Annotated in this window: 20 protein-coding genes; 4 read left to right on the top strand and 16 right to left on the bottom strand. The window is 64.1% G+C overall.

The genetic code is table 11. From position 1 onward, the window contains the following. Positions 1–112 precede the first annotated feature (112 nt). Positions 113–748 (top strand): class I SAM-dependent methyltransferase, encoded by a 636-nt coding sequence (locus B2747_RS20230; RefSeq protein WP_414652186.1) that lies wholly within the window; start codon positions 113–115, stop codon positions 746–748. Between the two features lie 240 nt (positions 749–988). Next, positions 989–2,485 carry an NAD(P)/FAD-dependent oxidoreductase gene (locus tag B2747_RS06570; RefSeq protein WP_343125873.1) on the top strand — a complete coding sequence of 499 codons (1,497 nt, stop codon included), beginning with the start codon at positions 989–991 and terminating at the stop codon, positions 2,483–2,485. Here the strand turns inward: B2747_RS06570 and B2747_RS06565 are convergent. Then, positions 2,480–4,525: a hypothetical protein gene (locus B2747_RS06565; protein WP_291158158.1), complete on the bottom strand. Its 2,046-nt coding sequence runs from the start codon at positions 4,523–4,525 to the stop codon at positions 2,480–2,482. The two genes, B2747_RS06570 and B2747_RS06565, sit on opposite strands and share 6 nt — an antisense overlap. Positions 4,526–4,533: 8 nt before the next feature. Beyond that, a complete protein-coding gene (locus tag B2747_RS06560) occupies positions 4,534–6,141 on the bottom strand; it encodes a hypothetical protein (RefSeq protein ID WP_291158155.1) in 1,608 nt (535 codons plus the stop codon). A gap of 41 nt (positions 6,142–6,182) precedes the next feature. Between B2747_RS06560 and B2747_RS06555 the strand changes: the two genes are divergently transcribed. Both B2747_RS06555 and B2747_RS06550 read left to right on the top strand, forming a co-directional pair. Next, complete coding sequence (locus B2747_RS06555; protein ID WP_291158152.1) at positions 6,183–7,169, top strand: ABC transporter ATP-binding protein; 987 nt, start codon at positions 6,183–6,185, stop codon at positions 7,167–7,169. Next, the gene (locus tag B2747_RS06550) at positions 7,162–8,448 is read left to right on the top strand and encodes an ABC transporter permease (protein ID WP_291158149.1); all 1,287 of its coding nucleotides are present in this window, start codon (positions 7,162–7,164) and stop codon (positions 8,446–8,448) included. Before B2747_RS06555 ends, B2747_RS06550 begins: the two co-directional genes overlap by 8 nt. On the opposite strand, the gene B2747_RS06545 is transcribed toward B2747_RS06550, so the two are convergent. The 14 genes from B2747_RS06545 to B2747_RS06480 form a co-directional block, all read right to left on the bottom strand. After that, complete coding sequence (locus tag B2747_RS06545) at positions 8,407–10,005, bottom strand: hypothetical protein (protein WP_291158146.1); 1,599 nt, start codon at positions 10,003–10,005, stop codon at positions 8,407–8,409. The genes B2747_RS06550 and B2747_RS06545 overlap by 42 nt on opposite strands. Further along, the gene (locus B2747_RS06540; protein ID WP_291158143.1) at positions 10,002–11,276 is read right to left on the bottom strand and encodes a pilus assembly protein TadG-related protein; all 1,275 of its coding nucleotides are present in this window, start codon (positions 11,274–11,276) and stop codon (positions 10,002–10,004) included. Before B2747_RS06540 ends, B2747_RS06545 begins: the two co-directional genes overlap by 4 nt. A gap of 8 nt (positions 11,277–11,284) precedes the next feature. Then, entirely contained in the window at positions 11,285–12,214 is a 930-nt protein-coding gene (locus B2747_RS06535) for a type II secretion system F family protein (RefSeq protein ID WP_291158140.1), read from the bottom strand. A 28-nt stretch (positions 12,215–12,242) separates the two neighbouring features. After that, positions 12,243–13,205 (bottom strand): type II secretion system F family protein, encoded by a 963-nt coding sequence (locus tag B2747_RS06530; protein ID WP_291158137.1) that lies wholly within the window; start codon positions 13,203–13,205, stop codon positions 12,243–12,245. After that, positions 13,202–14,707, bottom strand: a complete 1,506-nt coding sequence (locus B2747_RS06525; protein ID WP_291158134.1) for a CpaF family protein — start codon at positions 14,705–14,707, stop codon at positions 13,202–13,204. Before B2747_RS06525 ends, B2747_RS06530 begins: the two co-directional genes overlap by 4 nt. A gap of 2 nt (positions 14,708–14,709) precedes the next feature. Beyond that, entirely contained in the window at positions 14,710–15,921 is a 1,212-nt protein-coding gene (locus B2747_RS06520; protein ID WP_291158132.1) for an AAA family ATPase, read from the bottom strand. Positions 15,922–15,967: 46 nt separating this feature from the next. After that, positions 15,968–17,104, bottom strand: coding sequence for a type II and III secretion system protein family protein (locus B2747_RS06515; protein ID WP_291158129.1), 1,137 nt, complete (start codon positions 17,102–17,104; stop codon positions 15,968–15,970). 20 nt (positions 17,105–17,124) lie between these two features. Continuing rightward, positions 17,125–18,069, bottom strand: a complete 945-nt coding sequence (gene cpaB, locus B2747_RS06510; protein ID WP_291158126.1) for a Flp pilus assembly protein CpaB — start codon at positions 18,067–18,069, stop codon at positions 17,125–17,127. A gap of 45 nt (positions 18,070–18,114) precedes the next feature. After that, positions 18,115–18,558, bottom strand: coding sequence for a TadE/TadG family type IV pilus assembly protein (locus B2747_RS06505; protein WP_291158123.1), 444 nt, complete (start codon positions 18,556–18,558; stop codon positions 18,115–18,117). Beyond that, positions 18,555–19,082 carry an A24 family peptidase gene (locus tag B2747_RS06500; RefSeq protein WP_291158120.1) on the bottom strand — a complete coding sequence of 176 codons (528 nt, stop codon included), beginning with the start codon at positions 19,080–19,082 and terminating at the stop codon, positions 18,555–18,557. Before B2747_RS06500 ends, B2747_RS06505 begins: the two co-directional genes overlap by 4 nt. A 16-nt stretch (positions 19,083–19,098) precedes the next feature. Next, complete coding sequence (locus B2747_RS06495; protein ID WP_291158117.1) at positions 19,099–19,491, bottom strand: hypothetical protein; 393 nt, start codon at positions 19,489–19,491, stop codon at positions 19,099–19,101. 19 nt (positions 19,492–19,510) lie between these two features. After that, positions 19,511–19,690 (bottom strand): Flp family type IVb pilin, encoded by a 180-nt coding sequence (locus B2747_RS06490; protein ID WP_291158114.1) that lies wholly within the window; start codon positions 19,688–19,690, stop codon positions 19,511–19,513. Positions 19,691–19,767: 77 nt separating this feature from the next. Beyond that, positions 19,768–19,947: a Flp family type IVb pilin gene (locus tag B2747_RS06485; RefSeq protein WP_291158113.1), complete on the bottom strand. Its 180-nt coding sequence runs from the start codon at positions 19,945–19,947 to the stop codon at positions 19,768–19,770. A gap of 387 nt (positions 19,948–20,334) precedes the next feature. Beyond that, the gene (locus tag B2747_RS06480; protein WP_291158110.1) at positions 20,335–20,766 is read right to left on the bottom strand and encodes a BrxA/BrxB family bacilliredoxin; all 432 of its coding nucleotides are present in this window, start codon (positions 20,764–20,766) and stop codon (positions 20,335–20,337) included. Between the last annotated feature and the right edge of the window lie 18 nt (positions 20,767–20,784).

The following is a 20,784-nucleotide window of genomic DNA, read 5'->3' as shown; positions in this document are numbered from 1 at the left end:
CTACTTAATCAGAGATTCCCTAGTTGATCATACTGGCTGATCGCTTTTGCCGTTTGCATGGAGTGCGATTGGGCGTCAGATTCGCTCATCGTGCTGCGTCGCGTCGAAATTGGTGGAGGTCTACGAGTTGGCAGAATATACGGATCCTACGGCGAGCGATGTTGACGGTCCGACTAATGCAAGCGTTGGCGGACTGACCTTGTTGGATCGAGTTCTCCAGCAGTGGAGAGTTCGAAAGGCGCTTACACATATCCCTTTGGGGGCAAGCGTTTGTGACATCGGGACTTATGATGGTGCGCTGTTCGCCGTTGCGGGAGATCGCATTTCCAGCGGAAGTATAGGAATTGACCCCGATCTAATGCCACCGCGATCGGTCCGAACAGGAATTCGCTTCATCAAGGGACATTTCCCTGACGTACTTGGCGAATCGGAGCGCTTTCAAGCGATAACAGCGCTTGCTGTGCTTGAGCACATTCCCGTCTTGTCGCTTCATCGTCTCGCTCAGGCCGTCCATGACCGGTTGGAGCCAAATGGAGTCTTTGTCGCGACCTGCCCTCATCCGAATGTTGATCGGGTTTTGGATGTTCTCACGGCAGTGCGCCTTGTGCGCGGACAGTCGATCCATCAGCACTACGGCCTACATCCGCAAACGGCAGCAGAGATTTTTTGCCGTTCTCTGGTCTTGGAGAGGAACGAGCGTTTTCAGCTGGGGTTCAATCGACTCCTAGTGTTCAGGCGAAGTCCGTGAGAGACACCGGCGTCTACCAAGTGAAGGCTCCGTGTCAGGAACAGCAGATTTCTTCAAGAGTGCGATGGTTGTTGTCTCGCCGAAGAGTTTATAGGTCTCCTTTGGTTAGGTATCGTCGAATACTGGTACGCTCGGATTTAGGCGCGTCACCTGGGATCGGTCAGGTCATTAAGATCTCTTCATTTGCAAGACTTGCCGCCTATTCGACTCATTGTCGATCGCAAAGTACCTTCCGGTTTAATGTCCATCGAGACTATCGTCATCGGCGCCGGCCCCGCCGGCCTCACTGCCGCCTATCACCTGAGTAAGCACGGGCACCCGGTAACCGTGCTCGAAGCCGACCCCGAGTACGTCGGCGGCATCTCCCGAACCGTCGCCTACAAGGGCTTCCACTTCGACATCGGCGGTCATCGCTTCTTCTCCAAGTCGGAGCGGATCGAGGCTCTGTGGCGCGAGATCCTTCCCGACGATTTCCTCGAGCGGCCCCGCTCCAGTCGGATCTACTACGCTGGCAAGTTCTTCGCTTACCCCCTGAAGCCCTTTCAGGCCCTCGTCAGCCTCGGGCTGTTCGAGTCAGTGCGCTGTGTGCTCTCCTACGCCTGGGCCCAACTGAACCCCGTCAGGAATCCGCGCAACTTTGAAGAGTGGGTGACCAACCAGTTCGGCGCCCGCCTGTACCGCATCTTCTTCAAGACGTATACGGAAAAGGTTTGGGGCATGCCCTGCACCGAGATATCGGCCGATTGGGCGGCTCAGCGCATAAAGGGCGTCTCACTGGTCTCGGCTGTTCTCAACGCGCTTCGCCCCACGCGCGCCGAGGGTCCGGACGCCATCAAGAGTCTGATCAGCACCTTCCGCTATCCCAGGAAGGGGCCTGGCATGCTGTGGGACGCCTGTGCGGCGCGCATGCAAACCATGGGCGGTAGCCTGCGCCTCGGTCGACGGGTCACGGCACTAACTCGCGACGAAACCTCCGGGCGGTGGGTGGTCTGTCACGAAGGTCCAGACGGAACGACGGAGCAGCTCGAGGCGGACCATGTGATTTCATCGGCACCGCTGCGGGAAATCGCGCATTCCCTGACCCCAAGATTACCTGCCGCGGCACTCGAAGCAGCCGACCGACTATCGTACAGGGACTTTCTGACGGTAGCAGTCATTCTCCGCGATCGCGGCACATTCCACGACAACTGGATTTACGTGCATGATGACACGGTCAAGGTCGGGCGCATTCAGAACTTCAAGTCGTGGTCGCCGGAGATGATTCCTGATCCGAGTCTCACCTGCTACGGACTCGAGTACTTCTGCTTCGAGGGCGATGGACTGTGGGACAGTTCCGATGCCTCGCTGATCGAGCGGGCGTTGATTGAGCTTGAAGCGCTGGGGCTCGCGCAACGAGCCGACCATGTGGATGCCTGTGTGGTCCGGCAGAAGAAGGCCTACCCGGTCTACGACGACGCCTACGCGGCCAATGTGCAGATCATCAGGGACGCGCTGAGTCAGACCCACGCTGGATTGCATCTCGTGGGACGCAACGGGATGCACAAGTACAACAATCAGGATCACGCCATGATGACCGGTCTGCTCGTGGCCGACAACATCATCGCCGGTACGGCTGTGCATGACCCCTGGCGCGTGAACGAAGACGCGGAGTATCACGAGGAACAGCGCAGTTCTGCATCTGTGTCTTTTGAGGTCAGTACCTCAGGGCTCCGCTCTGTGCCACGACGCGCGTCATGATGCTCGTCTGAAGCCAGCCCGCTCTGCACAACGGACGACTCCATAGGCGGTGATGATCTGCCAAGGGCCCTTGCGTACACTGGGCGGCAAGAAGCGCGGCGCACCAGTACGCATCGTATCACGTGGGACGTCCGCGCCGATACGATCGAGCGGGGCAACGACCATGTCAGGACCGGATGGCCAGTCGCAGATCGTCCGTAGCGTCGCAGCGTTTACGGTCTCGAGTGCGAGGTCGTTGCGGCGCGCCCAGGTTGGGTGTGTCACCTTGTCGGTCAATTGCGCGCGCTCCTCCCAGACCACGGCGAGCGCTCGGTCGAAGACCTTTGGCGTTCCCTGCAGCCCACCACCCCAAGCCGGCCGATTCAGCAGCACCCACGGTTCGGTGTCGGCATCGAGCCAGAACACAGTGGCCGATGATGACACGTTCTGAAGTACTTGATTGAGTGTTGAGGGCCTTTCGGTCTGAGCATCGAGCCACTTCGCGTAACTGGTCCGCTGGTCGAGCGCGAGGACGCACAGGACCGCAACCATCACGGCAACCGCCGGCATGGGCTTCGCCATGCGAACGACGGCCCGGACAGGCCGAGCGCCGATGCACGCTGCAAGTAGCGCGACGATCAGCACTGCCGCGTTGGGAAGGCCGGACGTAACCCAAGTGCGCCAGACCCATCGGCTCAGGGCGTCCGGGTGCGATGCATAGACCTCCCACACGACAAACGCCCGCAGCACAACCAATAGCACGACCAGCATGCCGATCAAACCGAGCCCCACGCGAACGGTCCGATCGCCAAGTGCAATGGACAGGTTACTCCGCGCCACACCAAGAAGCATCGCAGCCCCCGCCAAGACCCAGAGAGCCGCACCGCTTACCTCAAGCATGAACCAGGCCAAGAGCAGAAGCGCCATCGCCAGGCGCTCAAGCCGGATGGGCCCTTCTTCTGGTGGACGAGCTGATGTGATGGACCTCTCCCAAAGTCCGCGCACTTGCATCAGGAGTGCAATGGGGGCCATGAACGCCACCGCCCAGAGCACTCGCCACGGCTGGATCTGCGTGAGAAGGCGATGATGGAACACATCGGTCGCAAGCCACGACAGGAGAACTCCGGCCACACCCGCGACAAGTGTGGCATCCCAGAGAGCGCGAACCCGACCTGACACAGTTGGCCGCGCCAACAGCAGCGTCGCGAATTGTAGCGCGATTCGCGCCCAATCAACCCCGGACCACTGGCTGAGCAACGCGATGGATCCACGGCGAACAAGAATCTCCAGCCACACTGCATCGAAGGTGGCGAACAGAGAACCAGTGTCGGGTCCCTGGGGAGAGAAACCAGATACGCACAGGACCAGCGCAAGCACCACGGCGCCGGAGCCTGCAAGCAGCGCTCTCCAGCGTGCTGTTGGCACCAGCCAGACGAATGCCGCCAGTCCCGGTACGATCATGAGCGGATGTATGGCAGCGGCAAGCGCTATCAGAAGCCCGACCACCCCAAGTTGACGGAGTGAATACGAGGCGCCCTGCCTGGCCAGTTTCGGCTGTAACAACTCCGCCATGGCCAGCAGTACCAGCGCCTCAGCCATGGGACGTGGTGCGGCGAAGTTCTCAGCAAAGTGGATGGTGCTCGCACCACCGTACAGCGTGTGCAGCGAGGTCGCCCACAGGAGCAGCCCCGCACGTACTGTGGTGCCCATGGCCGGGAACATGGCCCACACCAGACGCCACGCTGCGGAAAACCAGAGCAGCAGTGCGGTCATGGAGAGGACCATGGCACCCTTCGCCAAGCCAATCGTTCGACCAACCAGGTTCAACAAAGCCGGGTAGATGCTGTATCCCGACTGTCCGTCATGGACGAACACGATGTCTTGTCCAACACCCTGTGGGTCCCACGCGGCCAGGACGTAGCCCACATACAGCCGAGCGTCGTGAACGATGCCGTCATATGGTCGCAGCAGCAGAAACACCGACAGAGCAATCACGAACGGCGACCACGCGTTCGCGCGGTCAAGCATCCGCGACGGCAGCGACGGCAGCGACGAGAGCACCTGTGGACTCACGGTGTACCAGTCATGTCGCAGCGCGCCTTCGCCACGGTTCCCGCAGACGATGGGGCACTGCCACGGCTACCAGCGCGCCACCACAAGGCATATGCCCGTGCGCTGTCCGTAGCCGGCAGCGCCACCCGCTGCCACCCCTCCGAAGCCGCCAGCAACCTGTTCGTGGCATGCGCCACCGGTAGTACCACGACCTGCGCGTCGTGCAGCGGTGGATGCACCACCGCACCAAGCCGCAACTCCTGCCGCGCTTCGGCGCGCGCCACCGAGTCCGGGAAGATGGTGCGACCATCAATGGACCACGACACGTAGGGCACCGCCCACGCCAGATAACTTCCCGTGTTGAAGCTGGCTGTTCCCTTGAGCACCGCATGCTCGACACCCACCGCGCGCCGCATGGCGCCAACATCCGCCGATGGCGATGCGCACTTGAGCCAGGCCACAATGGGCTCCAACGCGTGCGCTTCAGGATGCGAAAGCTCCGGCCCCACGCGACTTCGCTCCGCACGAAGACGCAGCGGCTGCCCCAGCATGCCTAGCACACCCACACCCCAGGCCCAGGGCAGGACCCGCTGCACCAGCCGCGTGCGTGGGAGGGGCAGCGCCGCCACACTCCATGCCACTACGGGTAGTGCCAGCAGCCACCAGAGCAGCAGCCCACGAATGGCCAGCCCAAAGAGGACCAGGCCCGCAGCCCATGACAAGCCATACCACCAGCGCTCGCGCGACGCACGATTGGCAAAACTCGGGAACAGCGGCTGCAGCAACAGCAAAGCCACCACAAGGGCCGTGCCAACGGCCGCATGCGTAACGAACACGAAGCCGGCCTCATGCTCCTTGATGGGCGAGGCGGCATTGAAGAGGGCATTGTACCCGAAGTTGAGCCGGAGCAGCGCGGGCAGCTCCAGCAGATATGGCGTACACATCCAACCGAGCAACAACGATGCCGTCCACGCCGCGACCGTGGCCCAGCGCACGGGCGTGGCACACAGCAATACCACCACCGGCGCGGCCATGAGCGGAAACAGCAGATGACTGTTCACCGCAACGGCCGACGCACAGGCCAGGGCTGCACAGGCGCCGAGTGCGTGACGGTTGTTCCGCACACGAAACGCCGACGCCCAGGCCAGCGGCAACGCAATGGCCAGCACGAGTTGCGGACGGGTGGCGGGCTGTACAAACATCCAGAGCAGCATGTGCAGTGACAGCATCAGCCGACTGCTCCAAAGACTCCATTCGGCGACGCGCGCGAGATCCCAAAGCGCCCACACGACGCCCATGAGGAGTGCGCCGTGCAACAGCGACAGACCGTTGACTCCGCCAACTTGCCAGGCCCACGAGTAGCCGATCTGGGGAAGCCACGAGTAGGCAAAGTATGGCGCGCCTTCCCGCGTCCAGGCAAAGGGCTCCACAACAGGCAACTCGCCGTGCGCGCGAATCCAGTCACCGGTCAACAGGTGCAGCGGAAGGTCCGCGTCGTCGAGGGGGACCAGAATGCCCACCAGGCCAGCAATCAGGAGACAGAGCCACAGGTCCGTGACACGGGCCCCGCCCTGCCCCCACCCGCTGTTAGTTTCCTCAGACTGCTTGCTGTCCGCCGATTTCACGACCGGCCCATGCGTTTACTCCGTTCACCCGCGTTCATCTGGTGACTGTGTCCACTCCCACGTTGCCGCCTGCCCTGCACATCGATCGCGTACGCAAGGCGTACGCGAATCATGTGGCCGTGCGCGACGTTTCGCTCTCGGTTCCGCCCGGAACAGTCTACGGTCTGCTCGGCCCCAACGGCGCCGGCAAGACCACGACCATCCGCATGATGCTCAACATCCTCAGGCCGGACAGCGGACGCATCACGATGCTGGGTTTGTCTGCTGGCCACCCTGATCTGCTCAACCGGGTGGGTTACCTGCCGGAGGAGCGAGGCCTGTACAAGAAGATGCAGGTCCGGCGCGTGCTGCGCTTCCTCGGTCGCCTCAAGGGACTGAGTGGTGCCGATGCCGACCGGCGCATTGATCACTGGCTTGAGCGCCTCGGTTTGCGCAGTAGCAGTGAAGACTGGAGTCAGGCCAAGGTGGAAGACCTTTCGCGGGGCATGCAGCAGAAGGTGCAGTTTGCCGGGACCATGCTGCATGATCCGGAGCTGGTGGTGCTCGACGAACCGTTCAGCGGGCTTGACCCGGTCAACGCGCAGGCGCTCAAGGACTCGGTGCTCGACCTGCGCCGAATGGGTCGCACGGTCATCTTCAGCACCCATGTCATGGACGCGGCCGAGCGCATGTGCGATGCGGTGGCGATCATTGCACGCGGCGAAATCGTGGCCGATGGCAGTCTGCGCGCGCTCAAGTCGCAGTATGGGGGCGCCAACCGGGTGCTGGTGGTCTTTGGTGGAAATGGTCGCGACCTGGCTCGTCCGGTCCTCGAGGATCAGCGGCTGGTTGCCACCTACGAAGACCTCGGACAGCAGGTGGAAATCGATCTCGCTCCGGACGCCCAGGCGCAGACGCTGCTCCAGGCGCTGGTCGCCCGCGATGTAGAGATCGTGCGCTTCGACCGCCTCGAGGCGTCGCTGCACCGCATCTTCCTTGACAAGGTGGGCGCCACCGGCGTCGAAGCGGGAGTGAGTGGCCATGGGTAAGCTCTTCGCCGTCATCGAGCGCGAGTTCATGGAACGTGTGCGCTCCAAGTGGTTCGTACTCACCACACTCTTCGGCCCGTTTCTCTTTGCCGGTCTCACCATCGGGCCGCCCATTCTGGCGTTTCGCTCGGCGCGCGCCGTGGACGTGTCGCGCATGGTGATTGTCGATGCCACACAGGTGGGCGCCGGCAATGGCATCGCCACGGAGTTGGCCGGTGGACTGAGCAGTGCCGCCACGCCACCCACGGTCATTGCCGTAAACGCCGGAACGCGCACGCCGGTGGTAGACTCCCTGCGCGCGCTGCTTGCCACCGATCGTATTCCGGCCGCGGTCATTGTTGACGACAGCAGCATGACCACTGGCGCGGTGCGCGTGTTGCTGGCTGGCGGCGCCCCTCTTGCCACGTCCGAGCGAGTACAGCGCGCAGCCGAACGCGAGTTGCTGCGGCGGCAGATCGCCACCACCGGTATCGATGTGGCCCTGGCCGAGCGCATTACGCGCTTCTCGGTGAGCGCCAAGGTGGAACGTGTGCTGCGCGATGGCCGCAGTGGCTCGGCCCAGGTCAATATCATCTTCGGCGCCGGTGTGGCCGTCCTGCTGTACATCGTCATCGTGCTGTACGGCCAGATTGTGCTGCGCGGCGTGACGGAAGAGAAACAGTCGCGTGTGTCCGAGCTGGTGCTGGCCAGTGTCCCGCCGCGTGTGCTGCTCTCGGGCAAGGTGCTGGGCATTGGTGGCGTGGCGCTTCTGCAGCTTGGGTTCTGGACTTCGTCGCTGCTGGTGCTCATGGCCAACCGTGAACGGCTGCTGGCGGCGTTTGGTGTGGCCGGCGGCAGCATGGCGCTGCCAACCATTGGCGCCGCCGAGCTGGTCCCGCTGTTTGCGTACTTCACGCTCGGCTATGTGCTGTACGCCGCGTTGTTTGCCGCCGTCGGCAGCATCGTGAGCTCGGAGCAGGAGGCCCAGCAGGCACAGACACCGGTCATCATGCTGCTGGTGGGCAGCATGGCGCTGCTGCAGCCCGCGCTGGCCGACCCCGATGGGCCCATTGCGCGTGCCATGAGCATCATTCCATTCTCGTCGCCTATTCTCATGCCGCTCAGGCTTGGCCTGGTCTCGGTGCCAGCCGCTGATCTGGCAATGTCGCTCTCGCTGCTCTCGCTCACGGCCGTGGGCGCCATGATTGCGGCCGGGCGGCTGTATCGCACGGCCATGCTCATGTACGGCAAGCGGCCGTCACTGGCGGAAGTGTTTCGCTGGATCCGCAACGCCGACTGACGATCGGGTTGGCGCGGTTGGTGCGGCCGGCTGCGCAGGTGCTGCAGCCTGCCGCCCACTGCAGGCCGTTGGCAGCCGCACATAGCGCAGCAGCGGGTCACCGCCCAGCAGACCACGTCTTGGTTCGTGACAAGACACCTGCCGCAACGCGCGTTGTGCCTCGTCGGCTCGATTGAGCGCGAGCGAGACGTAGGCGGCGAGTACGAGATCGAGCCATCCCCCTTCCGCGAGATACTCGGGAGTGGTCCACGGCTTGGCCCGATTGCGTGCGCGCACCGAGTCTCCCACCGACACATCAACGAGCGCTGCAGCCAGTTCGCCCCAGTCGGTGCGGCCGAGTCGCGCGGCCACCTCGGCATCGGCCCAGGCTTCGCGGCGCTCGTTGAGCTGGCTGCGCACAATGGCCCGCCAGACATAGGCCGGCGCGTGCTGCGGGTCGAGCACCACGGCCCGATTGAGCAAACGACAGGCCTGCCTCGTGTTTCCAGCGTGCCGCTCCAACTCGGCCAGCACGAGCAGCGCCTCCACACTCACGTCGGCCGCACCACCACGCGTACGCAGGCGCTGCAAGGCCTGCGAGCTGCGTCCGATCATGCGCAACACCTGCGCCTCTACCGCCACGACATCGGGATTGTCGGGGGCGCGCTTGTGCAGCACGGCGACGATGGGCTGCGCCAATTCCGGGGCATCGCCTTGGACGTGCAGCGCCGCAAGCAGGGTGAGTGCCTGCAAGTCATACGGTGCGCGCATGAGCACCTGACCCACCGCGGCGAGGCCCTGCTTGTACAGCCGCTCGCGTTCGGCGTCGCGCTGGGATATCCACGTGAGTTGCCGCAGCGCATGCGTGGCGATTCGATAGTGTGCTGCCAGAAACGAGGGATCGAGGCGCACCGCCGTCAGGAGCGCGTCCTCCGTGCGCTCGGCGGTCTGCCGGTCAAAGGCTTCGAGTCCGCTGAGCGCGCGCAGGTAGGCATTGATGGCATCTGGTGCGCGTGACTGGATACGCTCATACGGCGCGGCCACGTAACTCGGGCGTCCGAATGCACGCGTGAGAGCCGCCGTTGCCACCGTGACGAGACTGTCCGGACTGCCCAGGGCCTGCGTAACCACGCCACTGCTCATTTCGCGTCCGGTCCGGGCATCGACGAGGCGCCAGGTTACCACACTGCGCTCATTGAGGCGCTCGACCGTGCCCACCAGCACAAAGCGCACGCCAAGCACCCGTCCTTCGGCGATGGCACTGCTGGCATCAGTCTGGACAGCACCGGCGCCTACCCCGCGTGACTCTACGGCCACTTGAGCGGCACGCCGCACGCGCTCCGCCGTCAGGCGACTGAGTGCGCGCGCAAGGAAGGCATCGTTGGTGTCAGATGCGATTCCTGACGTAAAGCGCACCAGCGCGCGGGAATCTGATACCGCCGCTGTGCGTGCGCTGGCCAAGGCTGGCTCACCGCAATATGACGGTGGCGTGGCGTCGAGGCTCTGTGCGCGCGCGGCGGGAGGCCATGCCAGCATGGCGCCGGCGAGCGCAGCGAGCCTGTTGCGACGAGCGCTCACCGCACGAGGATGAGACGTTGGCCTGTTGCCGGCGCCGTACCGAGCGAAGTGCCCGCACCAAGGCCCGGAGCCGAAGGCACGGGATAGCCAACGATGGTCCCTTGCGGAAGGTCCTCAGGCAAGCCGGGCGGCGCGTAGACTGACGCGCGATAACTGTCGTACCATGGACAGTCCTCACCCTTGTTCTTGCCGTTACCCTTCTTTCCCTCGAATACACACATGACCTTGAAGCCGCCGAGGGTGCGTACGGACGCAGACCCACCTGACACGGCGCCAATCCACGAGACATCGCGGACCACACCGGCATCACCAAGCCCGCCGGACAGCTTTGGATAGCAGACCGGCGAATGGCCGGCCTCACAAAAGGTCTGGCCGTTGTTCGGGCCACCCTGATTGTTGTGCGCGGCCCGCCAGGTCTTCTGGTCAACACTTCCCTTCCCCTGCCCCTTGAACACCTCAGTCGAATCGATCGCCGTGGTGCCGTTCGCATTACAGCTGACGCCAGCCAGTTGGTCCGCATAACCATTCATACCGTTTCCGCCCGGTCCCTCGGTGTTGTCGATGGCCTTGAAATCCCAAGCGCCAGTTGGCGAGGACTTGGGCTCGGTTGCACCACTGGGGTACAACACCATCGTGATGTTGAGTGGTGTGCCCTGCTTGGCCAACAAGGTGGCATACAGATCTGTGCGAACGGAATTGTCACCAAGCGTCCCGTATAGCCTGTTGTTTAGTGCCTCCATCGGGAAGCCCAACGGAGCAGGGCAACTTACACGCGTTACGTTGGCTACCCACGCCACCGACCGCCGACGCGGCGCCGGCATGACATTGGTAAGCAAGCGGCCAAACAACAGGGTACCCGCGCGTGAGCCTCGAACCTCCACCGCGTTAGCCAACGCCCACGTGGTGGGTGTGAAGGAACTGTTGGTAGGATTGTACAGGATGGGAGTGAGATCATCTGCCGACAGTTGCATGCTGCTCCCCAGTGCCTCGTTGGAGGGTGCGAAAGCAACTGCAGTCGCCGTTGGATCAGCACCGGCGGCTGTCTGCATGAACCGCGCCGCCCGCAACGCCGCCGCGTCGGCCCCCGTCTGGAGCTCGTTGGTGCCCACGTACAGACGACTGGCGTCGATGGCAAATGCCGCGACACCCACCAGAGCCAGCGCAAACACCGCCACAAACACGAGTGTGGCGCCGCGGCGCTCACGCCGCGTCTTCGATCGACCCGTGTTCGAACGCCATCCCGCTGCCAACCTGCGTGCACGCGTCCACATGAGACCTCCTATTGGGAAAGACTCCCCAGCTGACCGATGACGGTGATGGCCGCCGGACCGAGAATCACGGCCAGCAGGGCCGGCAGCAGGAACAACGCGAGCGGAAAGATCATCTTGAGTGCCGCTTCGGCCGCACGCTTTTCGGCCTTCTGACGCCGACGCAGTCGCAGCGACTCGGAGTTGACACGCAGCACCCGCGCAATCGACGTGCCGAGCCGCTCGGTCTGAATCATGCTCGCCACCAATGTGCGCAGCTCGTCCACACCCGTACGCTGTGACAGACTGAGCAGTGCGCGGTCGCGTGGCATGCCGGCATTCACGCGCCGCACCACCTGCGCAAACTCGAGCGCCAGCTCCGGTCGCACATTCGACAGATCTCGCGCCACACGGAGAATGGCCGCGTCGAGAGAGACACCCGCCTCGACGCACACCACCAACAAGTCCAGGGCATCGGGCACCGAACGCCGAATACGCTCCTGACGCTGCGCGGCCAGCCGGTCGAGCACCGCCTGCGGGCCGGCCACACCCACCACCAACCCCATCACCACCGATACCGCCAACCACACGGGGTTGTCACGCGGCGCGGCCACAAACGACAGCACCGGCATGAGCAACGCCGACGCGATGCGGACCGCCGAAAAGATCACCGGCGCGGCCGCCCCGTCGAACCCGGCATGCACGAGCTTGTGCACATTGCTGGTGTCCGAGACAAAACTCTCGGGCATGCGGTCGCGCAGCCAGGACGCCAGTCGCGACGAGGCCGTGGCGTCTTCGTTGAGCAGCAAACGCTCGGCCAGGCGCGACGCCTCAAGGTCGGGAGACACACGCTGCAGTGTCTCCTTTCGCTCGCGCTCCGCAATGGCCACATAGACCATCGTACTCACCGCGACAATGACGGTGAGCACGAGGAAGATGAGGGTCAGCGGGATCTCGGCCATCAGCGCGCGCCTCTCACAGGGTCGATCCTCACAGGTCGATACTCGCGATACGGTCCATGATGATGTAACCGACGATCACTGAGACTACCGCATACACCACGAGGAGCTTGCCCACCGGATCGACAAAAAGCGGCTGCATGTACTGCGCATTGATGGCGTAGATGGCAAAGAACATCACGAAGGGCATGGCCGCCAGCACGCGCGCCGACATCTTGGGTTCCGCCGTGAGCGTCGCCAGGTTGGCCTGGAACTCGAGTCGCTCACGAATGAGGTTGCTGATGTTGGTGAGCAGCTCCACCAGGTTGCCGCCCGTCTCACGCTGAATGATGAGCGAGGTGACGAACAGCCTGGCCTCTTCCGTGCCAATTCGCTCCTGCATGGCCAACAGCGCGGTGCGCACATCGACGCCAAGGCGCTGCTCGTCGTAGAAGCGCAGAAACTCCTGCCGCAGCGGGGCCTGCGACTCACGCCCCACAAATTCCATGGCCGCCTGCAGCGAGTAGCCCGCACGCAACGCGTTGGTCATGAGATCAAGCGCATCGGGAAAGGCGTTTTCGAACTGCCGACGGCGAATGCCCTGCCGGCGGCGCAGCATGAGCCAGGGAATGGGCGCACCGAGCAGCACACCCACCACGCTGGCAATGCCGCCAAAGACGAACTGGGCCAGCGTGAGGCCGATCATGGCCGAAAGCAGCGTGAACAGCAGAAACTCGCCTGGCTTCTGACGCGATCCGGCGTGTGCCAGCTCGCGCTCGAGGCGCACCGTGATGTCCTTGCCGCTGAGCAGCGTGTCGAGCGCCTTGACGTCCGACACGCGGTCGTCGCGCAGAATGGACAGGGGCACTTCGCCACGCAGAATGCCGCCGGTGTCTCCCACGCGAATGCGTGCAGCGTCTGCGGCCGCCAGGCGGCGCCGATTGATGAACACGAAGGTGCCCACCACCAGCAACATGGCACCGAGGAACACCAGGGTGAGAACAAGCGCGGTCATGACTCGACCGCCTTGCCCACCAGTCCCACATCAAGGCCCGCCTCCAGCATTGGCGCGGCGGGCGCGCTGGAGCCGAAGGCGAACGTTTCGTGCGGCAGATTGATGCCACGCGCCAGAATCTGGTCCATGAACAGCGGTCGCACGCCGGTGGCTTCGAAGTTGCCCAGCACGGTACCGTCGTCGGCCACACCAAGCCGCCGGAAGCGGAAGATCTCCTGCGTGGTGATGACGTCGCTTTCCATGGTGGAAACTTCGGTGATGCTGGTGATGCGGCGCGTTCCATCGGTCATGCGCGACACCTGCACGATGACATTGAGCGCCGAGGCCATCTGCTCGCGAATGGCGCGTGTGGGCAGCGCCGTTCCGGCAAAGAGCACCATGGTTTCGAGGCGCGCCAATGCATCGCGCGCCGAGTTGGCGTGGATGGTGGTGAGCGAACCTTCGTGACCGGTGTTCATGGCCTGCAGCATGTCGAGCGCTTCGCCCGATCGCACCTCACCAATGATGATGCGGTCGGGACGCATGCGCAGCGCGTTCTTGACGAGATCACGCGCACTCACTTCGCCGCGCCCTTCGGTGTTGGGCGGACGGGTTTCGAGACGCACCACGTGCGACTGCTGCAAGCGCAATTCGGCCGCGTCTTCGATGGTCACCAGACGTTCGCTGCCAGGTATGAAACTGGACAGCGCATTGAGGATGGTGGTTTTGCCCGCGCCCGTACCACCCGATACGAGGATGTTGAGGCGGGCCACCACACAGGCGGCCAAGAGTCGCAGCATGGCCGGCGACATGGCACCCAGTTCGAGCAGGCGACGCGGCCCGATGGATGCGCCGAAGCGGCGGATGGACAGCACCGGCCCGTCGATGGCCAGTGGCGGGATGATGGCGTTGACACGCGAGCCGTCGGTGAGACGCGCGTCCACCATGGGCTGCGATTCGTCAACGCGCCGCCCGACCTTGCTGACGATGCGATCGATGATGGTGAGCAGGTGCGCGTTGTCGCGGAACGTGACGCCCGTCTTTTCGAGACGGCCGCGGCGCTCCACGTACACCGACTTGGGACCGTTGACGAGAATGTCGGAGATGGTCCCGTCACGCGTGAGCGGTTCGATGGGCCCGAGGCCCGTGACCTCCCACACGATCTGCTCCACCACTTCATCGCGCTCGGCGGCCGAAAGCGGTGCCTGCTCAATGCGCAGGAACTCCAGCACCGCCGTGCGGATCTGCTGCGTGAGCACGGCCTCGTCGCGAATCTTTTCGAGCGCTGCAAGATCGAGACGATCGACCAGCTTCTGGTGGAGATCGCGCTTGAGCAGGTCCACCGGCGAGAGTTCACCGCGCGAGTCGCCCTCGGCCTTCTGCTCGGGCTGCGGCAGACCATGCAGGGGGTCGATGGGCGTATGCGGGTCGGCACCCGGCGCCGAAGCGGCGTTGCCGTTGCCCTCTGGCGTGGCCGGCTTGCGACCCAGCAGGCGTTCGCGGAGCGAGCGTTCCTGAGCCATGATTACTTCCGCAGCTTGGACAACAGGCGGCCGAAGCCGGAGCCTGTGCCGTTGGTGGTGACGATGGACGCGCCGGCCGAGGGCGTGAAGCCCTTCTGCCCCATGATGCGGATGGCCAGCAACTGATAGGCCTCAATGAGGGCCTGCGCCGATCCGCCGTTCATGCCGGCCAACGCAATGGGCACACCACGGGTCTGTGCATCGGCCACCAGCTGAAAACTGTTCGGCAAACGAAAATCCACCGAGCGCCCAAGCGCCTTGGCCACGTCGGGCCAGGCCATGACGTCACTGGTCCCCACCCGATTGGCCACGAGCACGATCTTTTCCTTGGCAAACTCGAGCTGTTCGAACATGGCCAGCGCGCGCTTGGCCTTGCGCAGCCCCGCCACCGTGACCTGGAAGACCAGCAGAATGCGATCTGCGCCGTCGAGTGCGGCAATGGTGCGCGGCGAGACCGTGTGTTCCACATCGAGCACGGTGTAGGAGTAGGTGCTGCGCATGAGGTCCATGATGCGCATGACCGCGTCGGCGGTTACGTCCTCACCGATTTCGATGTCGTCGGTGCCCGTGAGGGCATCAAAGCCTTCCTGCACGCTCACGGTGATGGAATGCAGCGACTCGCTATCGGCGCGGTCGAGTTTGCGCACCAGTTCGCCCAGATCGTAGGTGGGCGAGAGATTGAGGTGCGTCGAGACGTCGCCGAGCCCAACGACAAGGTCGGCCACGGCCACCCGGCCCGGCGGTTTACGAACCGACAGCGCGTGCGCGAGGTTGACCGCAATGGTTGTGACGCCGGCACCGCCTGCCGGGCTGTACACGGCGGTGATATGCCCGCCCTTGGGGGCGCGTGCCCACTTGGCTTCGAGACGCGCCAGCGCGCCGGACAGGTCACTGGGCGTGGCTGGTGAGACGATGAACTCACTGAAGCCGCGGCGGAATGCGGCGAGGATGACGTCGCTGCTGGCTTCGGGCGCGGTGCCAATTGCCACCAGGCCGTCGCGCTGCCGCAGCAGGTCTTCAATGAGATCGAGGGTGGCGGGGGCTGCGCCCTCCAGTGGCACCACCAGCAAGTCCACGTCACCGCGCTCAACGAGCTCAGGGAGCACGTCCACCCGGTCCGTTTCCTCCGGACGGGCGAAGCCCGCCCCGGTGAACACGGGGTAGAGAGGCGTGAGAGGGCCGAGGGCCCCCTGGAGGATCAGCGCACGACGCATGGCGGCAGCAACTCGGTACGGGAAGCGAAACGCAAAGGGCTCACACTCACTCGGGCGGCAGTCGCTTCCGCAAGGCCTCGATGGCTGGCGTGAGACTGTCCGGCTTGAACTGCATGGTGCGCGGCCCGCGCGGTGTGTTGGGGTCAAACACCTGCGGCGTTACCACCACCAGCAACTCCGATTCGTTGTTCTGCCAGCGCGAGCTGGAGAAGAGGGCGCCGATGATGGGCAAACGCATCAAGCCGGGAATGCCGGTGCGCACGCTCTCGCGTTCCTCGTTGAAGAGGCCTGACAGCACGAGACTTTCGCCGGGCCTGACGTCCACTGTTGTTTCGACGCGACGTGTGCGAATGGCCGGAATGCGGAAGCCCGAAAGCAGCACGGCGTTGCCGAAGTCGAGACTCGACACTTCGGGGGCCACACGCAGCTTGACGAGTGAATCGTTGATGACTTCGCCGCGGAACTTGAGTTGCACGCCAAAGGGTCGGTACTGAATGACGATGAAGACCTGCCCGCCCTGCCCGGGCTGCGCCACCGGCACCGGCAGTTCGCCACCAGCAAGGAAGGTGGCGGAGTCCTTGTTGCCGGCAATGAGCGTGGGTTCGGCGAGGGAACGCGCGCGGCCCATCTGCTCCTGCGCGTCAATAAAGGCGGTGATGTCCTGGGTGCCGAAGTTGAAGAACGAACCCGCGAAGCGAATGGCACTGGTCGCGGTGGACGCCCCCGGCGCGAGAATGCCGGTCCCCGCATCCACATTGCCACTCTTCGCCTGATATGCGCCGGACACGCCGAGTTCGTACAGCGCGTCGCGCCGGACCTCGGCGAACTTGATGCCGAGCGCGATTTGGCGCTGCTCGACCGCCTGATTGACCGTGACGCGCAGGTGACGGCGGCCGAGTGCCGGCCCTGAAAGCAGAATATCGGTCTCGCCCAGGGCCTTGGCATTGAGCACTACGCTGCGCTCGCTGATGACCACGATGTCCGCCACCGCCGGATTGGTGACGTTGACCTGCGTGACCGGATTGGGCAGGTCGATGGGGATCGCGCGCCCGATGGACAGCGACACGACTTCGACGTTCGTGGGTTGCACCACGGTTTGCGCCGCAGCGTGTGCAGGCGCGAGCGTGGCCGACACGGCCAATCCGCACAACAGGGCCGCGATGGTACGGGAGGGGAAACGCATCTTGGCGGGTGGGTGGAGGATCAGCGAAGCGTGTCGCGCTGCGCGCGACGGATGGAATCACGTCGGGCGCTGTCACGCGCCTGTTCGAACTTGAGCTGCGACAACTGATCGCCGCGATAGACCTTCACCACCACCGAGTCCGTCTTGGGCGGCACGGTAATCGTGGTGGGCTGCGGCGCGGGCTGCGGAGCGGGCACCGGCGTGCTGCGACGCGGCGCCGGTCGCTTCTCCGGTAGCTGCGGCGCCGCGGGCACGGCCACCTGCGTGAGCAGATCGCCCTTCACGGCGCCCGTCGTCTTGATGGAGTCGGGGTCCCCGTAACCACGCAGCACCAACTGGATGCTGCCTTCGCGCGTGGCCAGTGCGAGTCGCTCGGCTTCCTCCGGCGTGACTTCAAGCGTGGCGGTGGGCGCGTTGATGGGGCGGCCATCTTCGCCGCGCGTGACCTGCGCACCCACCGACAGCACGCGCATGTTGCTCATGAACAGCTTGGAGATTTGACCACCCGCCACGGCATCGCGTGTGGTGAGCATGACGTCCACGCGCGAGTTGGGCTGTACCATGCCGGACAAGCCCGCGACGTCATCGATGCGCACCGACATGGCGCGCTTGCCGGGCAGGATCTTGACCTCGAGGCCACCCGCAGTGCCCTCGGGCGCCAGACGGCCCGGCACGATGGCTTCGCCCTTGAAGATGGGGATACGTGAGACGCGTCCCACCACGTCCGTCGGCGCGCCGTACGACCCGGCCGGCACCGCAGCCACCGGCAATTGCACGACGGCCAGGTCCACCTGCGTGAGGGCCTGGCCTTCGGGGATGTCTGCCGCTGCCACGACGACATTCTGCGTGGCAATGCGACTGCTCGCGCGCATGCCGTCGATGACACGATACACGCCGAAGGTGGCCAGACCGGCCACCATCAGCGCGATGTACAGCACAAATCGATATCGGCGGTCACCGAACATGAGGACGCGGAGCAGAGGTCATGGCAGAACGACGGAGGCGCACGCTCACGGCGAACGCTCCCAGCGATACACAGCCCGCGCCTTCAGGTTGATGGCGTTGGCCGGGAGGGGAAGCAGCAGGGGCTTGAACGGATAATTGGTGATGGCCACCGTGATGTTGGTGACGGCATCCGGGCAGGTCCCCGTAAACGTGACCGCGATATCACTTCGTGCCGGGACCGAATCACCAACAGAAGTGAAGTAGCTGATCACACGGTCTTCGATGGCGGTCTCCGCAGCGCAGGGAAACTCCAGCGTCGCGCCAAAGCGCCCACCCTCGCGCACCGCCGACACCAGATTGTTGCGCTGCGCAAACGCACGACTGAAGTCCACGATCCCGAACATCAGAAACAGGAGCACCGGGAGCACCACCACGAACTCGACGATGGCGCCGCCATCATCCTCACGGCGCCAGCGGCGCCAGACGGAGTTGAGACGCGCGTGTTTCACGTCAGCGCCCTCCGGATATTCTCACCCGCGACGCTCCACCAGGCCACCAGCACACCAACAGCCACGGCCATGGCGTAAGGCACACGTTCCCTGGCCTCGAATGGCTGCATGCGCAGTTGCGTGGGATCGCGCAGCGCGAGACCCAGGGCATGCGCAGCGCGGCCCATTCCATAGCGGCGCAGCAGCCAATACGCACCCAGCACACCGCCGGCTGCACCGGTGACAAGCGAAGCGGTGATCGCACCCTGCCACCCAAGCCACGCTGAAGATGCCGCCATGAGTTTCGCGTCTCCCGCTCCGATGAGGCGCAGTGCAAACATGGGGAACCAGATCGCGAGACCCGTCAGCACACCCAATGCCGCGTGCCACAAGCCTCCGGCGCCACCGCCGAACATGACGGCCTGCGTCAGACCCAGCACCAGAACCAACAGGTTGAGGGCATTGGCAATACGCCGGGCCCTGAGGTCACTGACGACGGCAGCTCCGAGGAGCGCGATCAGCACGAGGCTGAACGTCAGCACCATCTGTCGTTCCGTCTCACTACGGACGACCGCGTGGCGGCCCTCCGCCTCCCTGTCCTGGCGGACCGCCGCCGCCGAGTCCCGGAGGACCGCCGCCACCGAGTCCCGGGGGGCCACTGCCTCCCTGTCCCGGCGCGTTACCGGATTGGCCAGGCGAACCGCCACCTGAACCGGGGGTCGTGGTACCGCCGCCCGCAGTTCCGCCGCCACCCGACTGGCCACCCGCGCCTTCAGAGGTCGCGAGCGCCGTCGTGCTGCGCGAGATCACGTTGCCAATGGCACCGCGAAAGGACACGAGCACCGTGACCAGCACCACCGACACCACGCCAAGAACCAGCGCATATTCGCCAAGCGATGCGCCGTCCTCTTCACGCCATCGTCTGGCGAGTCGTTGTGATGCTGGAAGGGCCACGCTGCCTCATGACACACCCTCAGGCGCTGGCCGCCGAATTGAAGGTGTTCGTCGTGCGGGTGAAGATGCCGCCGATTGCGTCCTTGAAGAGGCTGAACACGCCAATCATCGCCACGGTGATGATGCCAAGCAGCATGGCATACTCAGCCAGCGATGCTCCGTCCTCTTCCCTGAGCAATTCCCGGAACGCGTTGATCATGACGCACGCTCGCTCCTGTAGGTGATCCAGCACTCATGAAGTACTGGCAACCTACACGGAGCGAGCGGGTCATGCGATCAGGTCGTGCCAGCGGAGTTGAGCGTCGTGGTCGTGCGATTGAAGATGTTGGCAATCGACTCACGGAACGCCGTGATGATGCCAATGAGCGCGACGGTGATGACGCCGAGCAGCAGAGCATACTCGGCGAGCGAGGCACCATCTTCTTCGCGAACGAAACGGCGGACGAGGGACGTCATGGTGAAAGACTCCGTGCTGAAGGGAGGGATCTGCATCGACCCGAGGGGCCGGAATCATGCGCGCCGGACTCGCCTCTGTTCTGAACTACGCGCAATGGTTGCGCCACGCAGCTCAACTGCTGCCTGCTGCTGGACAGACGCGGCGCATCGGCATGCCGTCACCAGAACGATGCACCCAAGCTGAGCCGTAAGTTGTTGAAAGTCAAAGATCTAAAACATGAAATTTCATTAACTTACACCACCGGGTCCAATTTCTCATCAAGGCGGATAAATGATAAGAATGTCACAAAAAATGGCGGTCGTTGCATATCCACAACACGCTGTGTCGTAGATGCAACGAACCGCCAAGATGTTGTGCCACTGCTACGTACGGTCCAGACCGCCGGTTCAGCGATTGCTGGACACCCCACACGTGGCGTCGAATGCGTTGACCAGATCCGCGGCGATTTCCTGCGCGCTGCGCCCTTCGATCTGGTGCCGTTCCAGCATGAAGGCGACTTCGCCGTCCTTCATGAGAGCAATACTCGGGGACGACGGCCGATAGCCGGTGAAGTACTCCCGGGCCCGTTGCGTGGCGTCGACGTCCTGGCCCGCAAACACCGTGACGGCCGCATCGGGCTTTGTGGCGTGCTGCAGGGCCATGGCCACGGCGGGCCGGGCGTTGCGCGCCGCGCAGCCGCAGACGGAGTTGACCACCACCAGTGCCGTGCCCTGGTGATTGCTCAGCAGCGCGTCCACCGCGTCGGCGGTGCGCAGTTCCTGCACGCCGAGACGGGTAAGTTCTTCCCGCATGGGGGTCAGCAAGTGTTCCGGATACATCAGACGTCAGGTCCTGTG

This window comes from Gemmatimonas sp. UBA7669, from assembly GCF_002483225.1.
Lineage (GTDB): Bacteria > Gemmatimonadota > Gemmatimonadetes > Gemmatimonadales > Gemmatimonadaceae > Gemmatimonas.
This window is presented reverse-complemented; position numbering and strand designations above follow the sequence as displayed.